Origin of the sequence: Marinitoga sp. 1137 (genome assembly GCF_001941525.1) — a bacterium.
Lineage (GTDB): Bacteria > Thermotogota > Thermotogae > Petrotogales > Petrotogaceae > Marinitoga > Marinitoga piezophila.
On record NZ_CP009471.1, the window covers coordinates 1,074,384 to 1,098,899 of the forward strand.

The following is a 24,516-nucleotide window of genomic DNA, read 5'->3' on the forward strand; positions in this document are numbered from 1 at the left end:
ATCTTTAATGTTATTTTTTATTAATATGATATTATATTAGACTTAAAATTATCTTTTTTGGTTCAATAAAAAAATAACAACGCCTCTTTAAGGCGCTGTTATTGTATTAAAACCTTACCTACATCAGATATATCAATATCCAAATAGTTATCTATTCCCGATGCAAACTTTGTGTTATCTGTAAATCTAAGTTCTGTTTCTCCAGGAGTTCCAATTGCTTTAAAGGTAAGTTGTAATATATCACTATTATTTATACTAAAGGTTCCTCCTAAGGATAAAATAGATATGCTTATTTTTCCATTTGAAATGCTTATAAGTAATCCTTTACCAGTTAATTCTCCTATACCTTTTATATCGTTTTCTGTAATGGATAGTTTAGCCGGATCATATGTAATTTCTATATCACATGCTTGAATATTTTCTATAACCTGCCCGTGTATTATCACATTACCTTTAGACCCTGATTGTATCGTTGTATCTTTAAAATAAAGTTTTGGAACTAATGGTCCTGTATCTTCTTTTATTGTGAATGAATAGGTATCGCTTGATGTTTCTCCACCCTTTCCATCCTTCGCAACTACTTTCCAGTAATATGTTGCTCCAGTTTGAAGATTGGATACACTTAATGATGTATTGGCCAAATTTGTTTTATATGGTGTTGAAAGATTTGGATCTGTTGATAAATATACATCATATGTTAGTGAATCGCCATCAGGATCACTACAACTCCACTGTAAGGTTATATCCGGTTCAATATCTGTTGCATTGTTCTGTGGCGAAAGCAATACAGGCTTATCAGGCGGCGTATTTTGTTGTAAAGCAGTTGTAAATGAATATGTTTTACTTGATGTCTCTCCACCTTTTCCGTCTTTTGCAACTACTTTCCAGTAATATGTTTTACCTGAATCAAGAGTTACTGTATAATCGGTATTTGTATAGTCGCTTTCTTTTGGTGTTGTAAATTGCTGCGAATCTGAGATGTATATATCATATTTTAACGTATCTCCATCCGGATCGTTTCCCTGCCATTTTAATGTTACTGTTGTAGGAATATTTTCTGCTTTATCTGCTGGTTCAAGCAACTCTGGTTCTAATGGTGGATTATTTTCATTGGATGATTCTGTTATTGTAAATACCCACAATGGCCCTGAGGTTATATTTCCTTCGCTATCTTTTGCTATTACTTTCCAATAATATGTTCCTGGAACCAAATTTGTAATTTCATAATTTTTAGCAGTTATATTTTTTGCTTTTAATCCAGGCTCCTGTACATTTCCAAAATACAAGTCATAAGTTACGCTGTCTCCATCTGGATCATATGATTCCCATTTCAAAGTAAGTGTCTTTAAACTTAATGTACTTTTATCTGCCGGGTATGGATTATATGGCTTTATTGGAGGTCTATTATCCGGCATTGTGATTAAGTTTGCATGAATATTTCCGGTATGTTTTCTATCTCCAAGATATATTGGCCATCCTGAATCTTTCAGCTCTATTGAATCGCCATATACTCCATAAATGAACCCATTTAACGTTCCAAAAACTATAACACCATTTTCATCTATATTTGGTGATGATTTTAATTTTAACTGCGTTTCCTCCGTATCCTGATACGTCCACTCTTCAGTAGAGTTTATTACCCTAAAACTTTTTTTACCGCCTAAATATTTATATTCTCCTGTAAGAGTAACATTATATAATTGTTCATTATATAAATCTTTTTCCAGAATATCAGTTATATAGTAATATTTATAAAGATATCCACTTTCGCCTACAAATACTATTGAATTATCTGTATCAACTACTATACTTCCTGTAATTACTTCATCTAATTCTTTTTCAAATATTTTATTTCCATACAAATCATATCCATATATTTTTTTCTCTTTTGTTCCAAAATATATGTTTCCATTTTTATCCATGGATAAATCTGTTGAAATCTGTTGAGCAAAGGATATTTTAAACAATTCTTCTCCTGTATTGCTGGATAATCCATACAGAAATTGTCCAATACCTAAATACAGGTTATTTCCATTAACTACTATATTTGTAGTTGCATTACCAAATAATTCTTTTTTCCATATTTCGTTGCCAAACGCTCCAAATTTATACAATATACCTGTATCCGTTACTACGAATATTTCTCCATTCACTCCAATAGACACAGGCTTTGATATAGGACCTTCCAGCTCTGTTTTTTCATATAACGTTCCATCTGGATTTATTATATATAACTCACCTAATTCATCACCTATAATTATTTGATTAATTGGATTCAACACCACAGGAGCTTTTATAAAGCCTTCTGTATTATATTTCCATATTATATTCCCATAGGTATCCAATGCATATATTGCTCCGTCTGATGTTGAAAAATAAATTGTATTATCTTCAGAAATTGCAGGCGATTGAATTGCACTACCTATATATTTTTTAAATTTTAAATCTGCGGGCTTTAAAATTGTTTTAAAAGAATATATATCGCTTTCTGTTTCAAATTCTCCATCAGAAGCTATAATTTTCCAATAATATCTTTTATTATTTTCAAGTGTAATGTTAAAATATGTAGCTTCGGTTGTACCAATAGCCTGTAATTCTTCATTTTCCTGAGCAAGATATATAGTATATTTCAAAGGATCATCTTCTGGATCTTCGCCTTTCCAGGAGAGTGTTACTTTTATAGGAACCTCTGTTCTTTGATTCTCAGGATAAATTAACACAGGTTTCTCAGGTTGGTGATTATTTCTACTATATAGATTTCTATTATGCTCTGAATTTTTTCCGTCTTGACACCATATATTATCTGTAGCCTCTTCTGAGGGAATTATAGATAATGCATATAAATTATTCTGAGAAATTCCCAATAGCAATCCATCATTAAAAGATGAGGATAATATTTCTCCAAATTCATCTTTATTATTTGTAGATTCAAAGTTTTTGTATATTCCGTTTTTCGTAAAAATATATATATTATTTCCATGAATTATTTTGCTCTTATTGTACAAATTAGCAATAGAATAACTTGCTTTAAGTTTTCCGGATTTTGAAATTTTAAATATTTTAGAATTTCCGGAAACATAAACATACTCTCCATCATAAATTCCTTCACCATATATATTATCACTTAAAGTTATTTCCCAATTTTCATCTCCTTCCTGTGTATAACTATATAATTTCTCACCTGTTGCAAAATACAAATTATAATTTTCATCAGAAATAATAGAACCTGTCAATTTATTTGATAAATCAATTTCACAAAGTACCTTGCCAAGTGGTTTTGTAATTATAATTTTCCCACTATTTTCATAATTACCCGAAATTACCATTTTACCATTTTCAATTATCGTTAATGGGGCTATTGGTTCAATTTCATATATTTTATTAAATTTTACTGTATCTCTAGAAAGATCATAAGCTACTATATTACCATTTTTAACTGTAATATAAAGTGTATTTTGACCTGCTGTTAAACCTATAATAGTATCTGATATTTCCAGAGATATTGTTTTTTGAATAATGAATTTACTTAAATCAATTACCTTTATTTCACCATTTTCAGAAGGAATATATAAAATTCCGTTATAAATAATACCACCAGGTAAAAGGCCTTCAACTTCTATGATATTATTTTCTGAAGAATCTGTATTTAATTTATATATTTTATCATTTGTTATAACATAAATTTTTTCATCATAGATAAACATATCTTTTATATCTTCTATTTCTTTTTGCCATTCAAGGGAAACGGGCTCTTTTGTTGTTTTTATTTTATACACTTCACTCCAGCTTTTCTCACCATAAGGATCTTCTGACATTACTTTTAGATAATATACCTTATTCTTTTCAAGAGATATATCATAGTATGTATATTCAAGATTTGTGGCAATTGGAGATAAGTACATTGGATTATTACCCATATAAAGTGAGAATTTCAATTTATCATTATCTTTATCCACTCCATTCCAATTTAATCTGATATTATCCGGAATTATTGAATTGTTTTTTGGATATATAAATTCCGGATTTTCAGGTGTTTGATTTACATCCTGAACTATTATATTTAAAACTCCCAGTGAATTTTCTTTTGTATCCGATACCACTATCTGTTCCTGAATTTGTTTTGTTAAATCTGGATGTTTTACAAAATCATAATCTGGTTTGAATATATACTTACTTCTTTCAATCATTGCACCTTTATTATTTGTTAATATATGGTATTCTATTGGATCGTTTTCTCTATCGTATACAAAATTTTTCAAATCCAATTCAAATTTTTCATTTTCTTTTATCACAAATGTTTTAGCGGGAAAGTCAACAACAGGAGGTGTATTGTCATCTGTTTTGAATGTCCATATATCTGATGTTTCACTTGCACCCATTGAATCAAAAACTACTACTTTCCAATAATATTTTGTATTTAACTTTAAATCTTTTACGGTATATTCTGTTTTTGTAAGATATGTTGCAATCGGTGTTATAAGCGATGTAGATTCATCAAGATAAAGATTGTAATAAACATTATCTCCATCAAAATCCACACTTTTAATCCATTGAAACTTTATTTCATATGGAAAAACTTCTTCTGCACCATCTCTTGGATTTATTAAAAAAGTTTTAGTTGGAGGATTTTTATTGATTTTTTCAATTCTAAATTCAATAATTTTTCTATCTAAATTCCCTTTTTTATCTACTGCTTCAAGTTTCCATGAATATGTTTTATCTTCATCAAGGGATAAATTAATTTCTGTTTCTGTATATTCCTTAATATCTTTTATTACCTTTTTATCAGTATTGGAAAATAAATAAAAATTATAATACAGAAGATCGTTATCAGGATCTTCTGCCTTCCAGGAAAATTTAACTTCTTTATCAGTTAAAGATTCGCCATTTTGTGGAGTCATCTCCAATATTTTCGGGGGATTGTTTTTAAATATACATCCCTGAAAGAGAAAAAGCATCAGTAATATAATTATAAGATTTAAAATTTTCTTCATTTCAATTCCTCCAATTTTCTATACTATCTCTAAATTATTATTCTATATTATATATCGATTATCCCCCAAAAATAATAACAAATAAAAAAGGCAACCATTTAAGGTTGCCTAAAATACTTTATAACATTAAATTTCTTCTTCTACTTCTTCCAGATCTTTTTTACCTGCACGGGCGATAGCTATAAATCCTTCTACAAAAATCCAGAGAGCTATAATGAGAGTAGCAACTGTAATGAATATTAATAAGCTATTATTACTTGCTATAAATTTCTTTAAGTTTAATACTGTTGCATATAATGTCATAACCATCATAAATAACATTGGTAATCCTGTAATCCATATTGGCTTTTTCTTCTGTGCAAGATATACAGTACCAATAAGCAATGCTAGACTGGCAAGTAACTGATTTAAAGCACCAAATACTGGCCAGAGAATTAAAGCACCTTTACCGTCTCCAGTTGACAATGCTAATCCCATTGCTGCAAGAATCACTATTGCTGTTGCAACATATCTATTTTCAAGAGGTTTAACTATGATTTTTCCTTCTTTATTTGAGAATAATTCCTGCAATGCAAATCTTTGAATTCTTGTTGATGAATCCATTGTTGTACCAGCAAATGAAACAATAAATACAGCCATTATTGTTTTTGCAAGGTCAAGAGGAATACCATAAGAGTTCATAAGATTTGCTGAACCATTGATAACTGCTGATAATTTTGCACCAAGACCGCTTGCTGCTGCCCATGATGAATAATGTGATGTAAATGCTTCAACGCCTCCACCATTCATACCAAGACCTGCAGTTACTGCAATAATAACAATTGTTGCAAGAACTCCTTCTAAAATCATTCCGCCGTAACCAATCATCTGAGCATCTGTTTCTTTTTCCAATTGTTTAACTGTAGTTCCTGAAGCAGCTAAACTATGGAACCCTGATATTGCACCACAGGCTATTGTTATGAAAAGAATTGGGAATATAGGTGGTGCATCTGGAACTGTTTGAAATGCAGGAGCAACGATTTTTGGATGTCCAATAATTACTCCAAGAACCAATAATCCCATAGCAATTAATAATTCATGTGAATTTATATAATCCCTTGGCTGCAATAACTTATGAACAGGCATAGTTGAAGCGATGAAAACATATGCCATCAATATATAAATCCATGTAATTATTGCATTTCCACCAAGTTTTATAGGCATAACAACACCTATGCCAATAGTTACATACATTAAAATAACAGCAATTATTGAATAAAGTGTATCGTTTTTACCTTTGTTATAAATCATATAACTTAACCACATGGCAATAGGTATTTCCATCCATACTGGAAATACTGACTGTGGATACATATTAAACAACAATGCAACAATAAGTCCAAATACTGCCAGAACTATCCATAATAAGAACTGGATTAAAATCAAGAATATCTTTGCTGTTCTTTCGTTAATTAAATTACCTGTTAATTCACCTATAGTTTTACCCTGATTTCTTGCTGAAACTACAAGTGATGTAAAATCATGTACTGCACCCATAAATATAGAACCAAAGAATACCCAGATAAATGCAGGTACCCAACCCCAGATAACACCTATTGCTGGACCAACTATTGGACCTGTTCCTGCAATAGTTGTAAAGTGGTGTCCCAATAAAATATGCTTTTTAGTAGGAACATAGTCAACACCATCTTCAAATTCCTTTGAAGGTACCGGGTTGTTGTCGTTAAGACCGAAAATCTTTTTTGCTATCCATTTGCCATATGTGTTATAGGCCAACCAATAACCTACAAATGCTAAAATAGCCAACAATAACGAATTCACTAAAAATACCCCCTTTCAATTTTTAAACTATACCATTATAAAAATATCATACAATATTCATCTTTTTCGACAAAAGTAAAAAAAAATGCCCCAAACGGGCAAATTTCTAAACTCAAAGATTTAAAATTTTCTTGACATGCCTTAAATATGTTTTACCTATTGGTAATATTTTTTTATTTTTCAATTCCAGAGAAGATAGTTCTTTTATATATTTTTCTATATAATCAAGATTCACAATATACGATTTATGAATCCTTACAAAATTTTTTGGCAAATTTTTTGATAGTTCTGAAAATTTTCTAAAATGCTTAAGTATATATTCATTATCAAATGTAAATACATGTATGGTTTTGTCAAAAAATTCAAAATAATATATATCTTTAAAATCAAGAAATATTATTTCTTTTTCATCTTCAACAGCCAATTTTGTAGTTTTGTTTTCTGTGTTGGTAAATAATTGTTTTATTCTATTTATTGTCTCAATAAAACGTTCTTCTGAGACAGGCTTTGTTATATAGTCAAGAGCATTAACCTCAAATGCATCTACAGCATATTCCGAATATGCTGTTACAAAAACTATTTTATGCTGATTTAAGTATTTCGCTGCCTTTATTCCGTTCATTTTTGGAAGTTCTATGTCTAAAAATATAACGTGAATTTCATTATTCTTTGATTTTTTCATAAACTCTTCAATGCTTTCATAACAACCAACAATATTAAAATCACTCATTTCATGTATTAAATCCTTTAATGATTCCCTTGCGTAATATTCATCATCTATTATAGCCACATTAATCAATTGTCTCACCTACTTTTTTAGGTATCTTTATTTCCACAGTAGTCCCACCAAACAATCCACTTTTTATTGAGAAATTATAATCATCATTATACAGGGATTTTAGTCTATTTTCTATTAATGTCAACCCCTTACCCTTTTTTCTCGAATTCAACATACCCTTTCCATCATCTTCCACATAAATATAAAAACTATTTTCTTTTTCTAAAAATCGTATATTTATATTTAGAATAGTATCCTTCATTCCATGTTTTATTGAGTTTTCTACAATAGGTTGAAGTATAAAAGGTGGAACAAGTATTTCACTGTATTTTTCATAATCTTCAACATTATAATTTATTTTATCCTTAAATCTTAATTTCATTAATGAAAGATAATTTTTAGTAAATGTCAATTCCTTATTAAGAGTAACATACGTGCTATTTTCATATAAAGTATATCTCAAAAGTTCTGACAAATCGTCTATAAATTTATTTACCTTTTCAGGTTCTTTCTTTGAAATATATTTTATAGCATTTAATGTATTAAATAAGAAATGCGGACTTAAATTCGCCATTAATTCACGCAATTTCTCCTCTGTTGCCATTTTTAATTCTTCATTGATTTTGGCAGTTGATATTATTAATGAAAGTGTCTGTGCCAGTTTTTTACCAAAGACTATATCTGAATTTTTTATTGTATTATTTCTGGAATAATACAGCTTCAATGTCCCTATTAGTTTCCCTTCTACATTTTCAAGAGGAACTATAATCGCCGAATATAACGGACAATTAGGATATGGGCAATTAATTCCCTTTTTCCCAACTATCTTTAATCCCTGACCGCTTTTTATTACTTTTTTTGTAGCCTCTGTCTTTATTGGTATTCCAGAATAATGATGGTCATCACCTATCCCAACATGAGCTAATATTTTCTTTTTATCTGTTAATGCAACAGCTTCAAAAGAAGTATTATCAAGTATTGTCTTTGCAATCTCTCTTGCGCTTCGTTCAGTGAATCCGTCTTTTATTGTATTCAAAGACCTTTCCATTATTACAAAAATTGAGTTTATAGCATTTTCCGTTGTATATTCCAGCTTTTCTTCCATATTAATTATCATGAAATTAAGGAATGAAACACCTAAAGCATTGGTGATAACCATTGGGAATAATATATTAAAGGTTATATTATAAGCTACCTCGAAAGGTTTTACCATTAATAACACATAGGTTAAATGTATAATCTCTATTACCGCTGTATAAAACAAAGTTCTAAAAAAGGTAAAATGTTTTCTTCCATAATATTGAGATATAAAACCACTAATTAAACCTGCTGATATTGTTCCAAAAAAACATGGAACAGCGGTAATTCCGCCTAAAAACAATCTAAACGTCGCTGCAATTATGCCAGCTACCAATCCTCCTGGCATTCCACCAATCATTCCAGAAAGAATAACGCCTATATCTCTATAATTTACAATTGCACCATTATACGGAATTCCAAAAATTGTTCCAAGAATCCCTAAAAATCCTCCAATTATTCCAAGAATAAGCTTATTTTTGACAACAAGAGTATTGCCAAAAATCTTTTTTATAAAATATGTCTGCATTATAATATAGGTAATAACAAGAATAAGTGAAACCCTTTCAAGCAGTAAAAAACTTATGCTATCCTTCAACATGGATCCCTCATCATTGCTCTATCTCCAAAATCTCCAAGATCTTTAATTTCTGAATCAGTAAGTTCTTTGTTCTTTCTTTTAGCTTCTTTATAAAAATTCAATGTTTCAATGATTTCTACAAAATCCATTTCATCAAGCATTTCTTTTGCCTTCCCCTGAGGCGCCTTTGATACAAATACATAAATTTTTTCATACTTATCTTTTATCTTATTTATACTTCTAACGTCTATAACTCCTATACCAAAACCATATAACACTAAGCTCTTCAATGTTATCCCCCCTCAAAATCTTTTTATTAATTTCATCTATATTATTATACCACTTACAAAACTTTTTATGTAATTTTCAATTAACATTAAAAGAGTATAATAATATTGAACAATTTTAAAAATATAATCAATACAAAAATTATCAGAGGTGATTTTTATGAAAAAAGTATTATTATTTATTTTTGCTTTAAGCATTCTGTTTTCAGGATGTATTTTTAATAAAGAAGAAGTTTCACTAAAACCTGTTGCTGAAACACTCGCACCGTTAAGGGAATATATTTCAACTGCTGAAACAATAATTGGTCTTGCTCAGGGGAAAAAAGAGGATGTTATTCCAGAAAAAACAGTAAATATAGAACATATCCCCGATTTAATTGGCAAAACTCCTGAACAGGTTTATATTGAATACGGAGGTACAGGTTCTAACACCGTAAGAGTTCCTAATACAGGGTATTTTGATAACTTTTACGGTAAAGATTCTCATATTAGAGCTGCATTTTATATGACTCCTACAACATTAACAGATGAAAGTACAGGATATATCTTAGAAGTATATATGGATCCTTATCTTGATCTTTCTGTAAAATATGATTATGAAAAATATAAGGTTGCATTTAATTCCTGGGAATTCAAATTGAAAAATCTCTTAGAATATAAAACAGTATTATCAGATGGTAGCGTTGTTAATAGAAATATTATTGAACAAAAAGAAGATTGGGATTCTACTGTAGGATATGCAATGTTTGAAGCACCTGATATTTTGCAAAATCTAAATGAATATCTATATCCGGATAATATCCCACAACCTGCCACAACAACAGGTATAGATTGGTATTCACATACTATTTCTGAAATTGATTCTTTCTGGAATAGAATTACAGCAGAAGAATTTTATACCGAATCTTCAACAGAAATTAATGGAGAAGATATATTTATGAATTCAGGTATCACATATATCAAAACAGAAAAGGATTTTCTCTGGGATACCGACACAAAAACTGTTGTTAGGTTCAAAACGGTTGGAAAGGATCAAACAACAAAATCCTTTACAGCAACTGGAAATATAGGCGTAATCTGGTATTCTGCAAGTGATGATGTAACTATAGATGCCACTGGTTCAGAAAATAATCTTACGCATTATAAGAAAGTATTTATGGAATGGTGGGATTCACCAGAAAATATAAGCGAAAATAATTTCTCATATAAGGAAATTATTGAATTAGAAGAAACAGGAGAAAATACTGCAGAATATGAAGGAACTATTAAAAAGTTCTGGAATGGTAATGATACTGGAAATGGATATTATGTCTCTTTGAAAAAGGATTCAAATGATAATTATGTCTTTAGTATAGGCTGGCAATGGTTTGAAGCTACAGATAAATCAATTACTAAAGGAGATGCTTCAAGCGAAGATTCCAATATAGAAAGTTTCCAGATTGTGGATAATGAACTTGTAATAAAACTTAAAAACGGTGGCACATTTAAAGGTCATTTTGCCAATGGCGCATTTGTTGGAACATATGAATATAATGGAGAAACTTATAATAATGTAATAATAAGTTCTATTGGAATTGCTTTAAATGATCAAAAATTTAAATTTAACAAAGACGGAAATTTAATCGAATAAACATTATATAAAAATCCCCGATTGATGAATATCAATCGGGGATTTTATTAATTTCTGGCAACATAATGAGTATGAAGGAGATGATGGGCTATTTCACTATTTGGTTCACCTAAAAATTCTTTATACAATTCTTTTACAGCAGGATTTTCGTGTGATTTTCTTAATTTTGAACCATAATCAATTTCATAAATTGCTTCCATTCTCTTTAATAAAATTTCCTCTGTTGTAGGAATTGGTTGTCCGCCACCACCTATACATCCACCCGGACATGCCATAAATTCTACAAAATGATATTCCACTTCGCCATTTTTCATTCTTTCAAGCAATTTTCTTGCTGCACCCAAGGTATTTACAACAGCTACTTTTATAATCTTTCCATTTATTTCAACCTCGGCTTCTTTTACCATATCCAAACCTCTAACAGCAGTAAAATCAAGCTTTTCAAGCTCTTTTCCTGTTAATATTTCATATGCTGTTCTTAAAGCGGCTTCCATAACACCACCTGATGCGCCGAATATTGCTCCAGCACCTGTTGATATGCCAAATGGATTATCATATTCCTCTTCAGGTAGATTTTTAAAGTCTATTCCTGATTCTTTTATCATCTTGGCTAATTCTCTTGTCGTCAATACAAAATCTACATCTCCAGCATGTTCTGGTCTGTTCATTTCATATTTTTTCGCTGTACATGGCATTATCGATACCACTACTAATTTTTCTTTTGGAATACCCAATTTTTTTGCATAATAATGTTTGGCAACAGCACCAAACATCTGTTGTGGAGATTTTGCTGAAGACAGATGAGGAAGATATTCAGGATAATTGTGTTCTATAAACTTAATCCAGCCAGGACTACATGAAGTAAATAACGGAAGCTTTCCCCCTTCTTTAAATCTATGTATAAATTCAGTTCCTTCCTCAACAATAGTCAAATCTGCAGTAAAATTAGTATCAAATACCTTATCAAATCCCAACAATCTTAAAGCTGCTACGAGTTTACCTGTTGAAATTGTTCCAGGTTCCATACCAAATGGTTCTCCTATAGCTACTCTAACTGCGGGTGCAGTTTGAACTATGGTTACTTTTTCCGGATCATTTAATGCATTCCAAACACCATCTATATGATAAACCTCATGTAATGCACCCGTAGGACAATTCATTACACATTGACCACAATTTGTACAATCTACATTTCCCATACCTTCATCCATAAATGTAGTTACTATTGTATTTGGACCTCTATCAGCGAATGTGAAAATATTAACACTTTGTATATTAGAGCAAGCTCTTATACATCTTCCGCAAACTATACATTTTGTGGGTTCTCTAACAATTGCATAACTGGAATAATCAGAAACAAGGTTTTTCTCAACTGGTGGAATATTAACCTTTGTAACTCCTATTTCTTCAGCAATTTCCTTTAATTCACATGATGTAGCTTTTGAACATGTCAAACAATTCAATTCACAACTAATACCATGAGAAGCTATTATCAACTGCATTATCGTTCTTCTAACTCTTCTTACCTTTTCAGAATGTGTTTTTATCTTCATCCCTTCAGAAATCTTCACGGCACATGATGGAACTAATGTTTTTGAACCCTCAACCTCAACAACGCACAATCTACATCCGCCATATGGCTCCATACCTTCTATATAGCACAATGTTGGTATTTTTATATTTGCTTTTTTTACAGCTTCAAGAATAGTAATTCCTTCTGGCATATCATATTCTCTATTATTTATAGTGATTCTCATTTAAATCACCTCTTCTTTAAAAAATTTATCAAGAACAGAATAGATAAAATTAACTGAAGATTGTCCAAATCCACATCTCGCAGCGAGCATAATAGATTCTTTTAATTCACCTATTATCTTTTTATATTCATCATTATAGCCATTTCTTTTTAATTTCAATAATATCTCTTTGATATTCCTATTTCCTTCACGGCAGGGGAAACAAGTTCCACATGTCTCTTTTACAAAAAATTCCGATACATTCAGCAATATTTCAATTAAATCATGATTTTTGGATACTACTATCATTCCGCCAGAGCCAATAGAACTTCCAGCTGCTTCGAGATCTTCATAGGTATATCTAACATTAATCTCATTATCCTTTAATATTGAAGTAGCTATACCTCCTGGAACTACAAAGTTTAATTCTTCAATAGGTCCTCCTGCTAATTCCACTATTTCCCTTATTGTACAACTACCAAATTCAATTTCATACACATCTGGAACTTTAACATCTCCATTTATTGATATAAGTTTTGTTCCTCTACTTTTTTCAGTTCCTAATCTGGCATATACATTATCTTCATATTTCATAATCTCCGCAACTGTTGCTAATGTTTCAACATTATTTACCACAGTTGGTTTTCCAAATAACCCTTCTTGAACTGGATATGGAGGTTTAATTCTTGAAAATCCTCTTTTACCCTCTATTGAATTTATTAATGATGTTTCGTCACCACAAACATATGCACCTGCACCCTTTACCAGTTTCAATTCAAAGTCAAATCCGCTTCCCAAAATATCTTTTCCTAATAACCCACTATGATATGCATCTTTAATAGTTTTTTCAAATATTTCTATAGCCTTTGAATACTCACCTCTAATATAAATATATCCGTAATTTGCTTTTACAGCATAAGCAGCTATAATGATTCCTTCAAGTACCTTAAATGGCATATTTTCCAATAAAAATCTGTCTTTAAATGTACCTGGTTCTCCCTCATCAGCATTACAAATTAAAAATTTCACATCATTTTCCTGAGCAAGGGCGTATTGCCATTTTCTTCCTGTTGGAAATCCTGCTCCACCTCTTCCACGCAACCCAGATTCGGTTATTTTTTTCACAATTTCTTCTGGCATTAATTTCAAAGAGTTTTTCAACCCTAAGTATTCATATTCTTCTGGTGTTTTTTTCAAGTCAGTTTTTAAAAAAATCTTTTCTTCTATCATATATTCTCACCACCTTTATATACAGTCTTTTAATAATGAAACTGCCTGTTGTGGTGTAACTTTGGTATATATTTTGTTGTTTATCATCATTACAGGTCCCTCACCACAATGTCCCAAGCATTCAACAATTTCAAGTGTAAATTTTCTATCCTTTGTTGTTTCTCCCGAGTCAATCCCTAAATATTCTTTAATCATTTCAACTACATTTTTACTGTTATTTAAATGGCAGGATAGACTATTACATACACGAATTATATAACGACCACGTGGTTTAGTGTGAAACATTGAATAAAAAGTTATTACACCATATAATTCAGATTTTGGCATACCTCTTTTTTTTGCAATTCTGATAATCTGTTCTTCTGGAATATACCCATATGTGTTTTGAATTTCATGCAACTCATCAAGAAGCGGTTTTTCATAGAATTTTTCCATGTTTTTTCACCCCCTTAATTCAATATTAGCACTTTATTAAAAAAAATACTATTGTGATTATATTCATTTATTTGCATTGAGAAGTAATAAAAAACAATAAAAGTTTAATATTGTGCATTTTTCCACTTATTCTGATTATATTAATGGCAGAAGTTATATGTTATAATAAAAGTAATTTCATATTATAAAGAAAGAGGTGTATTATGGATAGAAAATTATTGGAAAAATATGCTGAACTTGCTGTGAAGGTTGGCGTAAATATTCAAAAAGGACAGAGATTATTGTTAAGAACCTCTGTAGACGCTGTTGAATTTTCAAGATTAATCGCTGAAAAGGCTTATGAAGCCGGGGCAAAAGAGGTATATGTTAGATATAGTGATGAATATATAACCTTTTTAAAATTAAAAAATGCACCTGAAGAAATTATTGAGGAGGTTCACAGTTGGGAAGTTGAAGCAGCAAAATTTTTCTGTGACGAAAAAGGGGCTTTCCTCAGTGTAATTAGCTCAGATCCAGATCTTTTTAAAGAAATACCTCCAGAAATTATAGGAAAATTCTCCAAAGCAAATCAAATGGCAATGAAAGAGGTATCAAAAGAAATTATGTCAGGAAAGGTAAGTTGGTCTGTTGTGGCAGTTCCTAATGAAAAATGGGCTAAAAAGGTTTTCCCTGAATCCACAAATCCCGTTGAAGATTTATGGGATGCTATATTAAAAACTATAAGGGTTAATGAAAATGATGATCCTGTGGAATTATGGAATAAACACATAGAAAACCTTAATAAAAGAACAGAATTTTTAAATAATAGACAGTATGAATATTTAAGATACAAAGGTCCAGGAACAGATTTAATGGTTGGAATGCCGGAAAATCATATTTGGGTTGCAGGAACACAAAAAAATGTAGATGGAACTGTATTTTTACCAAACATTCCAACGGAAGAGGTTTTTAGTGCTCCACATAAAGATAAGATAAATGGATATGTTAGAAACAGCAAACCTTTAGTTTATGGCGGAAATATTATAGATGGGTTTACAATGGAATTTAAGGACGGAAAAATCGTAAAGGTAACTGCTGAAAAAGGTGAAGACGTATTAAAACAGGCAATTTCACTTGATGAAGGCGCAAGCTACCTTGGCGAAGTGGCTCTTGTCCCTGTAGATTCACCAATTTATCAACTCAATACCATTTTCTATAATACACTTTTTGATGAAAATGCCGCTTCACACTTTGCATTTGGAAAGGCTTATCCAATATGTATTAAAGATGGAACAAAAATGTCTGAGGAAGAATTAAAAGAACATGGTTTAAATACCAGCATTACACATGTTGACTTTATGATTGGAAATGAAGAATTAGATGTTTATGGAATAAAAGACGGAAAAGAAGAATTAATTATGAAAAATGGAAAATGGGCAATATAATAAAAATACCCGGAGGTTTTCTCCGGGCATTTTTATTCTAAAATAACAGATTTGCTGAGATTTCTTGGTTTATCTGGATTATGACCTTCTGCTAAAGCTTTTTTGTATCCAAGATACTGTGGAAGTATCATTTTGAGGGGACTTTCAAATCCATTCTTATATGGTATCTTTAAATCACCATTTTCTCCTACAAAAATCACTTCGGCTTCCATTACCCTTAATTCTTCTGCAAGTATTCTTTCTTCTTTTGTATCCTTTGAATTTATTATAACAAGCGTTTTATCCGTAACCAATGATTTTGGTCCATGTCTATATTCCAATGGCTCATGAAATTCCACATTTTGTATAGCCATTTCTTGAATCTTTAAAGCGCCTTCTTTAGAAATTCCATATTGTTCTTCAAAACCTAAAAATACAAAATGGCTGAATTTTTTTAAGTCTATTTTGTCTATTATGCTTTCCACATTCTTTACCACTTCAATTGATTCATTTGAAAGCTCATGCTTTTCTATACCATTTAATAAAAAGTTTAATATAAACACAAAAGAACCTGTCATTACCACGCTTTCTTCATTGGCAAAATCAAAAACAAAACTTTCATCACATACCTTTGTAAGTGTTGAATTCTTTTCACATGTAATACCTATGGTCTTTATCTTTCTTTTTTTAAAATGCTCTACAGCCTTCACTGTTTCTGTTGATTCTCCTGTTCTTGATAGGAATATTGCAACATCGCTTTCTGGAACCTTATCAAATACTATTACATTTCCACCTGAAATTATTTCGGCATTATATCCATTTTTTCTTAGCATTTCTGTTGTAATGTATCCAAGATTATATGAAGAACCGCATCCTACAAAGGTATATTTTTTATCTTTTTCAAATGAAAAATCAAATTCCTTTGTATGTTTTAATAATTCCGGTATTCTTTCTATTTCCCTTAAAGTTTTTTCACCTTTCATCCTTTCACCGCCCCTTGTGTTATTCCGGCTATAATGTGTTTCTGGAAAATCAAAAATGCAATTATAACCGGTATTCCTATAATCGATGATGCTGCCATTAATGTTGGCCATTCAACCTGATTGAACTTCTGGAATAATGCAAGACCAACCTGAACAGTTCTCATTTCCTTTGAAGTAGTCATTACCAATGGATAAAACAGCATATTCCATGAACTGATAAAGGTATTTATTCCCATAACCGCAAGCGCTGGTTTTGACAATGGGAATATTACATGGAACAATACCTGAAAGGTATTTGCGCCATCCACATATGCTGCCTGTTCAAGCTCTATAGGGAGTTGTTCTATGTACTGTTTTAATAAGAATATTCCAAATGGGGTTACAAGAAACGGGACGATTAGGGAATAATAGGTATCAATCCATCCAAAGTTTTTCATAAGGATAAATATTGGTATTATGGTAACCTGAGGGGGAATCATCATAGTTGCCAATACTATTAAAAATAACACATTTTTTCCAAAAAATTCTCTTCGAGCAAATGCATATGCCACCATTGTAGAGAATATTATATTTCCAACAACTGCAAAAATAGCTATTATAAAACTATTAAACATATATCGCCCAAACATATTTTCTTTCCAGACGTTTACAAAATTTAGCATCGTTGGGAATTTGTATTTTATCTTAAAATCATCAAGATAAACAGTGGCATTTTTAGTGTTAAATAAAAATGCTATTTTGGTTATGTGTTTCAAGTTTACACCATTTTTGCTAATATTTTTTGAACTAATTGAAACTTTCTGCCATTTATTTGAATCATTATTAATTTCAACCTTAATATCAGAATAATTGCCATCAATATCATAAAACTGCATATCAAAAGCTTTTACATTATCTGATTTTATATAAAAATCCAGTGTTTTCATAACTCTTAAATCCATATCATTTGTAAGAAGAGCTATTTTTTGGTTTTCACCTGTGATTAAAACCTTTAAACTCTGTGTGCTTTCTGGAGAATCCTTTACTAATCCTATTTTAGCGCCATTATATGTTTTTACTTTTCTTTTTACATAACGAATATACTTAATCTCAAAATCATTAAGATATTTCTCAGTAATCACATGTGTTAAATTTCCCTGCGGAATTATCGCAGTAAAAAACATTGTTAATAATGGAAATAGGGAGATTCCAAGTAAAACAAACATAATCAAAAGAAATGTAAATCTCTTCATTATATATCACTCCTAAGCAGGCGCTTCTGTATAATGGTGAATATAAGAATTATCGTCATTAAGATATATGCTATTGCAGAAGCATAACCCATATCAAATTGCCTAAACGAAGTTTGATAGAGATAATGTACCACTGTCTGTGTGGCATTTGATGGTCCTCCACCTGTCATGGTGAAGATTTCTGCAAATATCTGAAATGATCTAATTGTATTCAAGGATATAATGAAAAACATGGTTGGTTTTAATAAAGGTAATGTTATAGAAAAAAATGTCTGTATTTTTGAAGCACCGTCTATTGATGCTGCTTCATAAACCTCCCCAGGAATACTTTGCAATCCTGCAAGGAATAATATGGTATAATAACCTATAGCTGCCCATATATCCATAATCATTATTGCGAGCAATGCTGTTTTTGTAGATGCAAGCCAGCTTGTCCCAAGAGGTTTTATTCCTATTAACGGCAACATTTGATTGAAAAATCCATTTGCGCTGTATAGATATATCCATATTGTTGATATAACAACCATGGATATTACTGAAGGCAGAAAAAATCCAGCCTTAAATAAATCTTTTAAAGGCAATGACTTACTGTTGATTAATACAGCAAGTATAAGAGAAAATGTTGTGGTAAATGGAATAGTTCCAATTACAAATATAAACGTGTTTTTTAAAGCCTTTAAAAAGACTTCATCGCTAAATGCACGTGTATAATTTGAAAATCCAACAAAATCAAAATGTGGATTTAATCCTGTATAATTGGTAAAACTCATAAAAAAGGAATATCCTATTGGAAATATTCCAAAAACCATAAATATTATTAAAAATGGCGAAAGCAATATAAGAGTTTCTAAATTATATCGTGTTTTCTTTTTCATTTTTTCAACTCCTTAAAAGGCCTGCGTAGGTGGCTCTACGCAGGCAATTTTCTTAATGATTCAATACTTGCTGTATCTTGAGGTTATAATATCTTAATGTGCTTTCTACATCCTGATCTTCTAAAATCATTTTTTCTATAGCTTCTGTTAAATATTGCTGAATCTTGAACCATTGTGGATGTGAAGGTGCTGGTCTTGCATATTTGTTTTGTTCATAGAATACCTGATGCATTGGATGGTCTTCAAACCATGGATCCTTATCTGCTCCAACTACTGAAGGGAATACTGAAGGTACTAATTTTGTAATCTGCATTGCAACGTCTGACTTTAATAAGTATTTTACTAATTTCATAGCTGCTTCTTTATGCTTTGACTGTTCTGTAATTGCCAATACTTCTGCTCCGGCAAATGATGCATGATAACCGCTCCATTTGTTTGGTTTTGGTATTAATGTTACATCAAATAATATATTTGGATAATTGTTTTCAATTCCTGAAATATCCCATGCTCCACTTACATACATACCTAATTTTCCTTCTCCAAATGCTTTTGCTAAATCTGCCTGTTTTGTCTTTAATGAATATTTTGATAATGCTTTATAGAATTTTGCAGTTTCTATAACCTTTGTTGAATATAATAATGATTTTTTCATATCCTTTGAGAGAATTGATGCTTCATTTCCCCATACTGCTGGTAAGAACCATTGCTGCCATGGACTGAAATTTTCACCAGCTGGCATACCAAATCCATAAATATCATCACCTAAAGCATCGATTTTCTGTGCTGCAACATATAATTCTTCCCATGTTTCTGGTGGATTATTTGGATCAAGTCCTGCTCTTTCAAATAAGTCTAAATTAAAGAATAAAGCTCTTGTTCCCAATAACCATGGCATTGCCCAATAATGGCCATCATATTCAACTGAAGTCCAGCCAAAATAATGATCCTTTTCTTTTGCTGCATAATCGTCCATATTCATAATAGTTTTTTGACTTGCAAAGTTTGCAACCCATGTGTTTCCAAGTTCAACAACATCTGGTGCATTATTTGCTGCAATAGCTGTAACAATTTTATCAAAACCGTTTGACCATGATAACTGTACATACTCCACTTCAATATCAGGATTTTCCTTCATAAATTGACCAAGAATCTTTGCTGATGATTCATCATCAAGCATAAACCCCCAGAATGTTATCTTGGTTTTACCAAATGAGAAAACTACCAATAAACTCAATACCAATACCAAAAACAACTTTTTCATACAAATACCTCCCCTTTAAATTTGGTGATTTTATATTTGATGTTCCTTAATTACGCGTATTGCCTGATAAATGGATATTAATTTCGTTGAATAGGTAACTATATGATTATCGCTTTCATATAATTCTTCATCCTGATCATTTCTGATAATTACATAAATAACCTTTTTAAATTGTCTCTTCAATCCTTTTTGCAATCGCAATTGTTCTGAAAATCTAAATGAATCAAGCACAAAAGAAATTGCAATATTACCTTCAAATTTTTCTTCTTCCGTTTCACCTGTAACAGGATCATATGAATATACATTTGCATCTTTAAATTCAAATTTTACCAGTTCTTCAAGAATCTTTAAGTCATTTGCCGTTGTATCTGCCTGACTGAGATTTTTTGGTTTTGGAATAAAAATCGCAGGATTTTTTAACTCAAACTTCTCGTTTAAACTTACCTTTAATGCCTTTCTTGCTATTTTATTCAAAAAACTTCCCTTATACTCCGATGTATAATACTTTTTTTGCAATTTCTCAATCTTTTCTATTTTGTTTTTAAGAAGTTTTTTATCAATTTCTCCATTCTCAACTGCATTTATAAAGGCATTATATATAGGTTTAAAGTTTTCCCTTGCTTCTGCTATTAATAAGATATCTCCGCCATTATTAAAGAACATCTTTACGCCTTTTTCAGGAAAATAATTATTATAATACGCTTTCATTTCAATGGCATCGCTAATTACAAGACCATTATATTTAAGCTTTTCACGCAATAAATCCGTCAATATTTTTTTTGAAACTGTAGCCAGCTCTTTGTCCAGGGATTTATAGATAATATGGGCTGTCATAATCATTTCAATTCCAGTATTTATTGCTTCTTCAAATGGAAAAATATCTTCATCTTCAAATGAAAAATCATCGATTACAGGAGTTTCTTCATGTGAATCCTGAATGGCCTTTCCATGACCGGGAAAATGCTTTGCTGTTGGTAAAATACCTGAATCTAACAATCCCCTGATATATTCTTTACCAAATTCTGCAACCTTTCTCGGATCATCGGAAAAAATTCTAAAGCCAGTAACCGCACTTGAATCTCTGTGCAAAACATCTAAAACTGGAGAAAAAACCATATTAAAACCATATTCTTTTAATTTATCCCCGGAATATTTTCCATACTCATATGCATATTCCGGGGCGTTAACCTTTCCAATAGAATAATTTCCAGGGGAAGAAAGTATTCCCGGAACTGTCTCAAGCTGGCCGCCTTCATGGTCGGAGGTAATTAATAACGGAAAATCAAGTGAATATAATTTGTCCATGGAAATCTGCAATTCTTCTATACTTCTCATATTTCCTGGATATAATATTACTCCAGCAGGTTTATATTCTTTTATAATCTCAATTGCTTCGTCATCCAATCCATCTGGAAAACCTAAAAAGAACAATTTCCCATAATTCATTCCTATCGCCTCTTTTTCATGTTATAGTATATTTCAAGGAACTTTTCTGCACCATTTTTAGTGGAAAACATCTTGTGTAATATCAAAGAAGCCGCTCCACGCGAAGTTAAAAAGTCTTTAGAAGATGTATGATTAAGATAAATATTTCTATTTTCAAACATAAATACTTTTTCTTTTATTTGACTTATAAACACATCAAGAAATTCATTATCAAGCAAAACGATATTTCCACCTATTAATACAGTATCTGGATCAAATACACTGATAAAATTGGAAATCTTTTCTGAATAATAATCAAGAAATTCTCTGGAATTATCCAATAATTTTTCAATTGGATAGTTTCTTAACTCTTCAAAAGATATTCTCTTTTCATCATTAATCATGGCCTTTTTTATTTCAACTTCACCGGCATAATTATTACTTCCATGATATAATCTGTTTTTAATGATTATTCCAACACCTATACCGGTTCCGTCGTTAACATAATATGGAATTGAAATATGAAAATATAAAATGTTTTTCGATTTTTCCCTGTTACATAAATTAAAGTATAAGGCCCCACAATTACTGTCATTTTCAATATAAACAGGGATATTATCCTTTCTCTCAATCTTTGAAACAAGATTAAAGTTTCTAATATTCAAAGCCTTGGAATATATAATCTTTCCATTTTTAGAATCAATAATACCCGGAAGAGATATTCCAATGCCATATATATCCAGTTCGCTGTAACTTTCAATAACGTTATTTAATTGAGAAATGATATTTTCTTCATTAATCATTACGCTTATCCTTTTTGAAGAAATAACCTTTCCTGCAAGATCAGTCAAAGCAACTTCAATACCATCCTGTTCAACAGATATTCCAAGGATATGCCCTATTGAATAAGCAAATTGAAATACAGTTGTTTTTCTTCCTCCTTGAGGTGTAGAAGATAATTCATCAACCTTTTTTATTAAATTCAAATCTTTTAATTTATTCAAAGAACGAGAAACTGTGGATTTTTCCAAACCTGTTTCTTTTGAAATTTCCATTAAATATGTCTTTTCCTTTTTCCATATAAAATTCAATGTTTTTATTAATGAATCGGTAATTCTTATCATCTAAATCACTCCATGTATTTTATAATTTTCTAATCGAATTTCAATTCTTTTTTAGTTGTTTTATTTTTAGTTAGTTGCTTGATGCAACCAACCAACTTAAATATAACATAATTATAAAAAAATTTCAAATAACATTAATAATAGCATTTTTCCAATATTTCAAAATAAATGGATTTTTTTAAGAACCATTGACTTTTTTTAATATTTTTTATTATAATAAATATAGTTTCATCTTTAATTTAAATTAATGAAAGGAGTGGAAAAATGAAAAAAACTTTTTTTGTTATTATTTTGATAGTTCTAACTTTTCAGGTATTATTGGCAAAAGGCTACATATATAAATTTGATAAATTTTCTAACTTTCATAATATAATAGTAGATGATTTTAATAATATATATCTTGGAAATCTTCAAAATGAAATTATAAAAATCAACATGAAAAGCGAGATTGAATGGATTTATAATTCCACGAACCAAATTTTACAGATATATCCTGTAAACAACAAAATTGCATTTACAACAATGGATAACAAATTAATATTTCTCAATGCTGATGGAACGCTTTATACTATGAAAAAATTTAATTTAAAAACTCCACCTATTTTGTTTTCAAAATTAAATAATGGCACTCTATTAATGCTTATGAATAATTTAATATACTCAGTAAGACTGGAAAAAAGGCAAATTATATTAAATGTTCTGTCTAAAAATTTCTTATCCAAATTGCCGTATAATACCTCTTCCAAAATCATAGATGATAATTTATATTTGGCAATTAAAGATAATTTTGGAATTCATAAAGCTATTTATAAAAATAATGCACTTTCTCATGAATTAATGGAAAGTGCCAGTATAAAAAACGAACATTTAAGTTTCGGATTCCCTGCTTTCTATGAAAATAATGTTATATTTGCTATTGATGAAAAACTGTATTCAAAAAAACTTGGAAACAATCATACCAATTTCATATTCAATATTTTCGATGTTTATAATAACTTTAAAGATTTCAAGCCATATATAAATTCAAATATTATTGTGTATAATAAAGAAATATTTTTCACTACAAGTTATAATGATTTAATTATTCTCAACATAAATGGAAAATTAAAAAAGACAATTAATTTAAATTATTCCGCTTATCAATACAAAATGAAGATAAGAAATGATAAGATTTACATTCTTTCTCAAAATAAATATAATGGAAAACTACTAACTTTTGATATTAATAATAACAAAATAGAGGATCTTCTTGAATTAAATGACGGTGCTCTTGATTTCAATATTATCAATGACAATATCTATATTTTGACTTATTATGGTCTTTATAAAATTGCCAGGTAAAATTATATTTCGAATATCAATTAAAATAACCCTTCCAGAAATTCTGGAAGGGTTATTTTTATCATCATTTCATATACAATAACAATCTGGAAATAGAGAACAGTTCTTACATTTTTCGTCATCAAAACAATTTGCAACCTCAAACCATCTTATCATTTTTTCAGGAATTAAATTCATTTCCCCATCTAAACTTATTTCTTCCATACAGACATTATCAAAATTTAAATCATTAATACATTTCCACAATTTTAAGTCTGGAGAAAAATTGGACAGTAAAAAAACATAACCATGTTTATAATAAATA

17 protein-coding genes are annotated in these 24,516 nt (G+C 30.3%); 3 read left to right on the top strand and 14 right to left on the bottom strand.

The annotated features are described in order from the left end of the window. Positions 1–98: 98 nt before the first annotated feature. The 5 genes from LN42_RS05340 to LN42_RS05360 form a co-directional block, all read right to left on the bottom strand. Positions 99–4,994, bottom strand: coding sequence for a PQQ-binding-like beta-propeller repeat protein (locus LN42_RS05340; protein WP_075780456.1), 4,896 nt, complete (start codon positions 4,992–4,994; stop codon positions 99–101). A 126-nt stretch (positions 4,995–5,120) separates the two neighbouring features. Further along, positions 5,121–6,815, bottom strand: coding sequence for a carbon starvation protein A (locus LN42_RS05345; protein ID WP_014296492.1), 1,695 nt, complete (start codon positions 6,813–6,815; stop codon positions 5,121–5,123). A gap of 112 nt (positions 6,816–6,927) precedes the next feature. Beyond that, positions 6,928–7,605, bottom strand: a complete 678-nt coding sequence (locus tag LN42_RS05350; RefSeq protein ID WP_232223928.1) for a LytTR family DNA-binding domain-containing protein — start codon at positions 7,603–7,605, stop codon at positions 6,928–6,930. A gap of 1 nt (position 7,606) precedes the next feature. Then, positions 7,607–9,271, bottom strand: coding sequence for a LytS/YhcK type 5TM receptor domain-containing protein (locus LN42_RS05355; protein ID WP_014296494.1), 1,665 nt, complete (start codon positions 9,269–9,271; stop codon positions 7,607–7,609). After that, a complete protein-coding gene (locus LN42_RS05360; protein WP_014296495.1) occupies positions 9,265–9,540 on the bottom strand; it encodes a hypothetical protein in 276 nt (91 codons plus the stop codon). The genes LN42_RS05355 and LN42_RS05360 overlap by 7 nt, the downstream gene beginning before the upstream one ends. A gap of 157 nt (positions 9,541–9,697) precedes the next feature. Between LN42_RS05360 and LN42_RS05365 the strand changes: the two genes are divergently transcribed. Next, entirely contained in the window at positions 9,698–11,167 is a 1,470-nt protein-coding gene (locus LN42_RS05365; protein WP_014296496.1) for a hypothetical protein, read from the top strand. Between the two features lie 47 nt (positions 11,168–11,214). On the opposite strand, the gene LN42_RS05370 is transcribed toward LN42_RS05365, so the two are convergent. The 3 genes from LN42_RS05370 to nuoE are packed head-to-tail and all read right to left on the bottom strand — an operon-like array spanning position 11,215 to position 14,568. Continuing rightward, entirely contained in the window at positions 11,215–12,924 is a 1,710-nt protein-coding gene (locus tag LN42_RS05370) for an NADH-dependent [FeFe] hydrogenase, group A6 (RefSeq protein ID WP_075780457.1), read from the bottom strand. Beyond that, positions 12,925–14,133, bottom strand: coding sequence for an NADH-quinone oxidoreductase subunit F (locus LN42_RS05375; protein ID WP_014296498.1), 1,209 nt, complete (start codon positions 14,131–14,133; stop codon positions 12,925–12,927). Positions 14,134–14,148: 15 nt separating this feature from the next. Beyond that, positions 14,149–14,568 carry an NADH-quinone oxidoreductase subunit NuoE gene (nuoE, locus tag LN42_RS05380; RefSeq protein WP_075780458.1) on the bottom strand — a complete coding sequence of 140 codons (420 nt, stop codon included), beginning with the start codon at positions 14,566–14,568 and terminating at the stop codon, positions 14,149–14,151. Positions 14,569–14,771: 203 nt separating this feature from the next. Between nuoE and LN42_RS05385 the strand changes: the two genes are divergently transcribed. After that, complete coding sequence (locus LN42_RS05385; RefSeq protein ID WP_075780459.1) at positions 14,772–15,992, top strand: aminopeptidase; 1,221 nt, start codon at positions 14,772–14,774, stop codon at positions 15,990–15,992. Between the two features lie 32 nt (positions 15,993–16,024). Here LN42_RS05385 and LN42_RS05390 read toward each other — a convergent pair whose 3' ends face one another. Genes LN42_RS05390 through LN42_RS05415 form a run of 6 tightly spaced genes read right to left on the bottom strand, consistent with a single transcriptional unit; the run spans position 16,025 to position 22,871 of the window. Beyond that, positions 16,025–16,954 (bottom strand): SIS domain-containing protein, encoded by a 930-nt coding sequence (locus LN42_RS05390; protein ID WP_075780460.1) that lies wholly within the window; start codon positions 16,952–16,954, stop codon positions 16,025–16,027. Beyond that, positions 16,951–18,186: a carbohydrate ABC transporter permease gene (locus tag LN42_RS05395; protein ID WP_014296502.1), complete on the bottom strand. Its 1,236-nt coding sequence runs from the start codon at positions 18,184–18,186 to the stop codon at positions 16,951–16,953. Before LN42_RS05395 ends, LN42_RS05390 begins: the two co-directional genes overlap by 4 nt. After that, positions 18,186–19,061 carry a carbohydrate ABC transporter permease gene (locus LN42_RS05400; protein WP_014296503.1) on the bottom strand — a complete coding sequence of 292 codons (876 nt, stop codon included), beginning with the start codon at positions 19,059–19,061 and terminating at the stop codon, positions 18,186–18,188. The genes LN42_RS05395 and LN42_RS05400 overlap by 1 nt, the downstream gene beginning before the upstream one ends. A gap of 52 nt (positions 19,062–19,113) precedes the next feature. Then, positions 19,114–20,322 carry an extracellular solute-binding protein gene (locus LN42_RS05405; protein WP_014296504.1) on the bottom strand — a complete coding sequence of 403 codons (1,209 nt, stop codon included), beginning with the start codon at positions 20,320–20,322 and terminating at the stop codon, positions 19,114–19,116. A gap of 30 nt (positions 20,323–20,352) precedes the next feature. Then, entirely contained in the window at positions 20,353–21,768 is a 1,416-nt protein-coding gene (locus tag LN42_RS05410) for a glycoside hydrolase family 3 protein (RefSeq protein WP_075780461.1), read from the bottom strand. Positions 21,769–21,770: 2 nt separating this feature from the next. Then, positions 21,771–22,871: an ROK family transcriptional regulator gene (locus tag LN42_RS05415; RefSeq protein WP_014296506.1), complete on the bottom strand. Its 1,101-nt coding sequence runs from the start codon at positions 22,869–22,871 to the stop codon at positions 21,771–21,773. 264 nt (positions 22,872–23,135) lie between these two features. On the opposite strand from LN42_RS05415, the gene LN42_RS05420 reads away from it, so the two are divergent. Beyond that, entirely contained in the window at positions 23,136–24,212 is a 1,077-nt protein-coding gene (locus tag LN42_RS05420; RefSeq protein ID WP_014296507.1) for a hypothetical protein, read from the top strand. Positions 24,213–24,516: the final 304 nt, after the last annotated feature.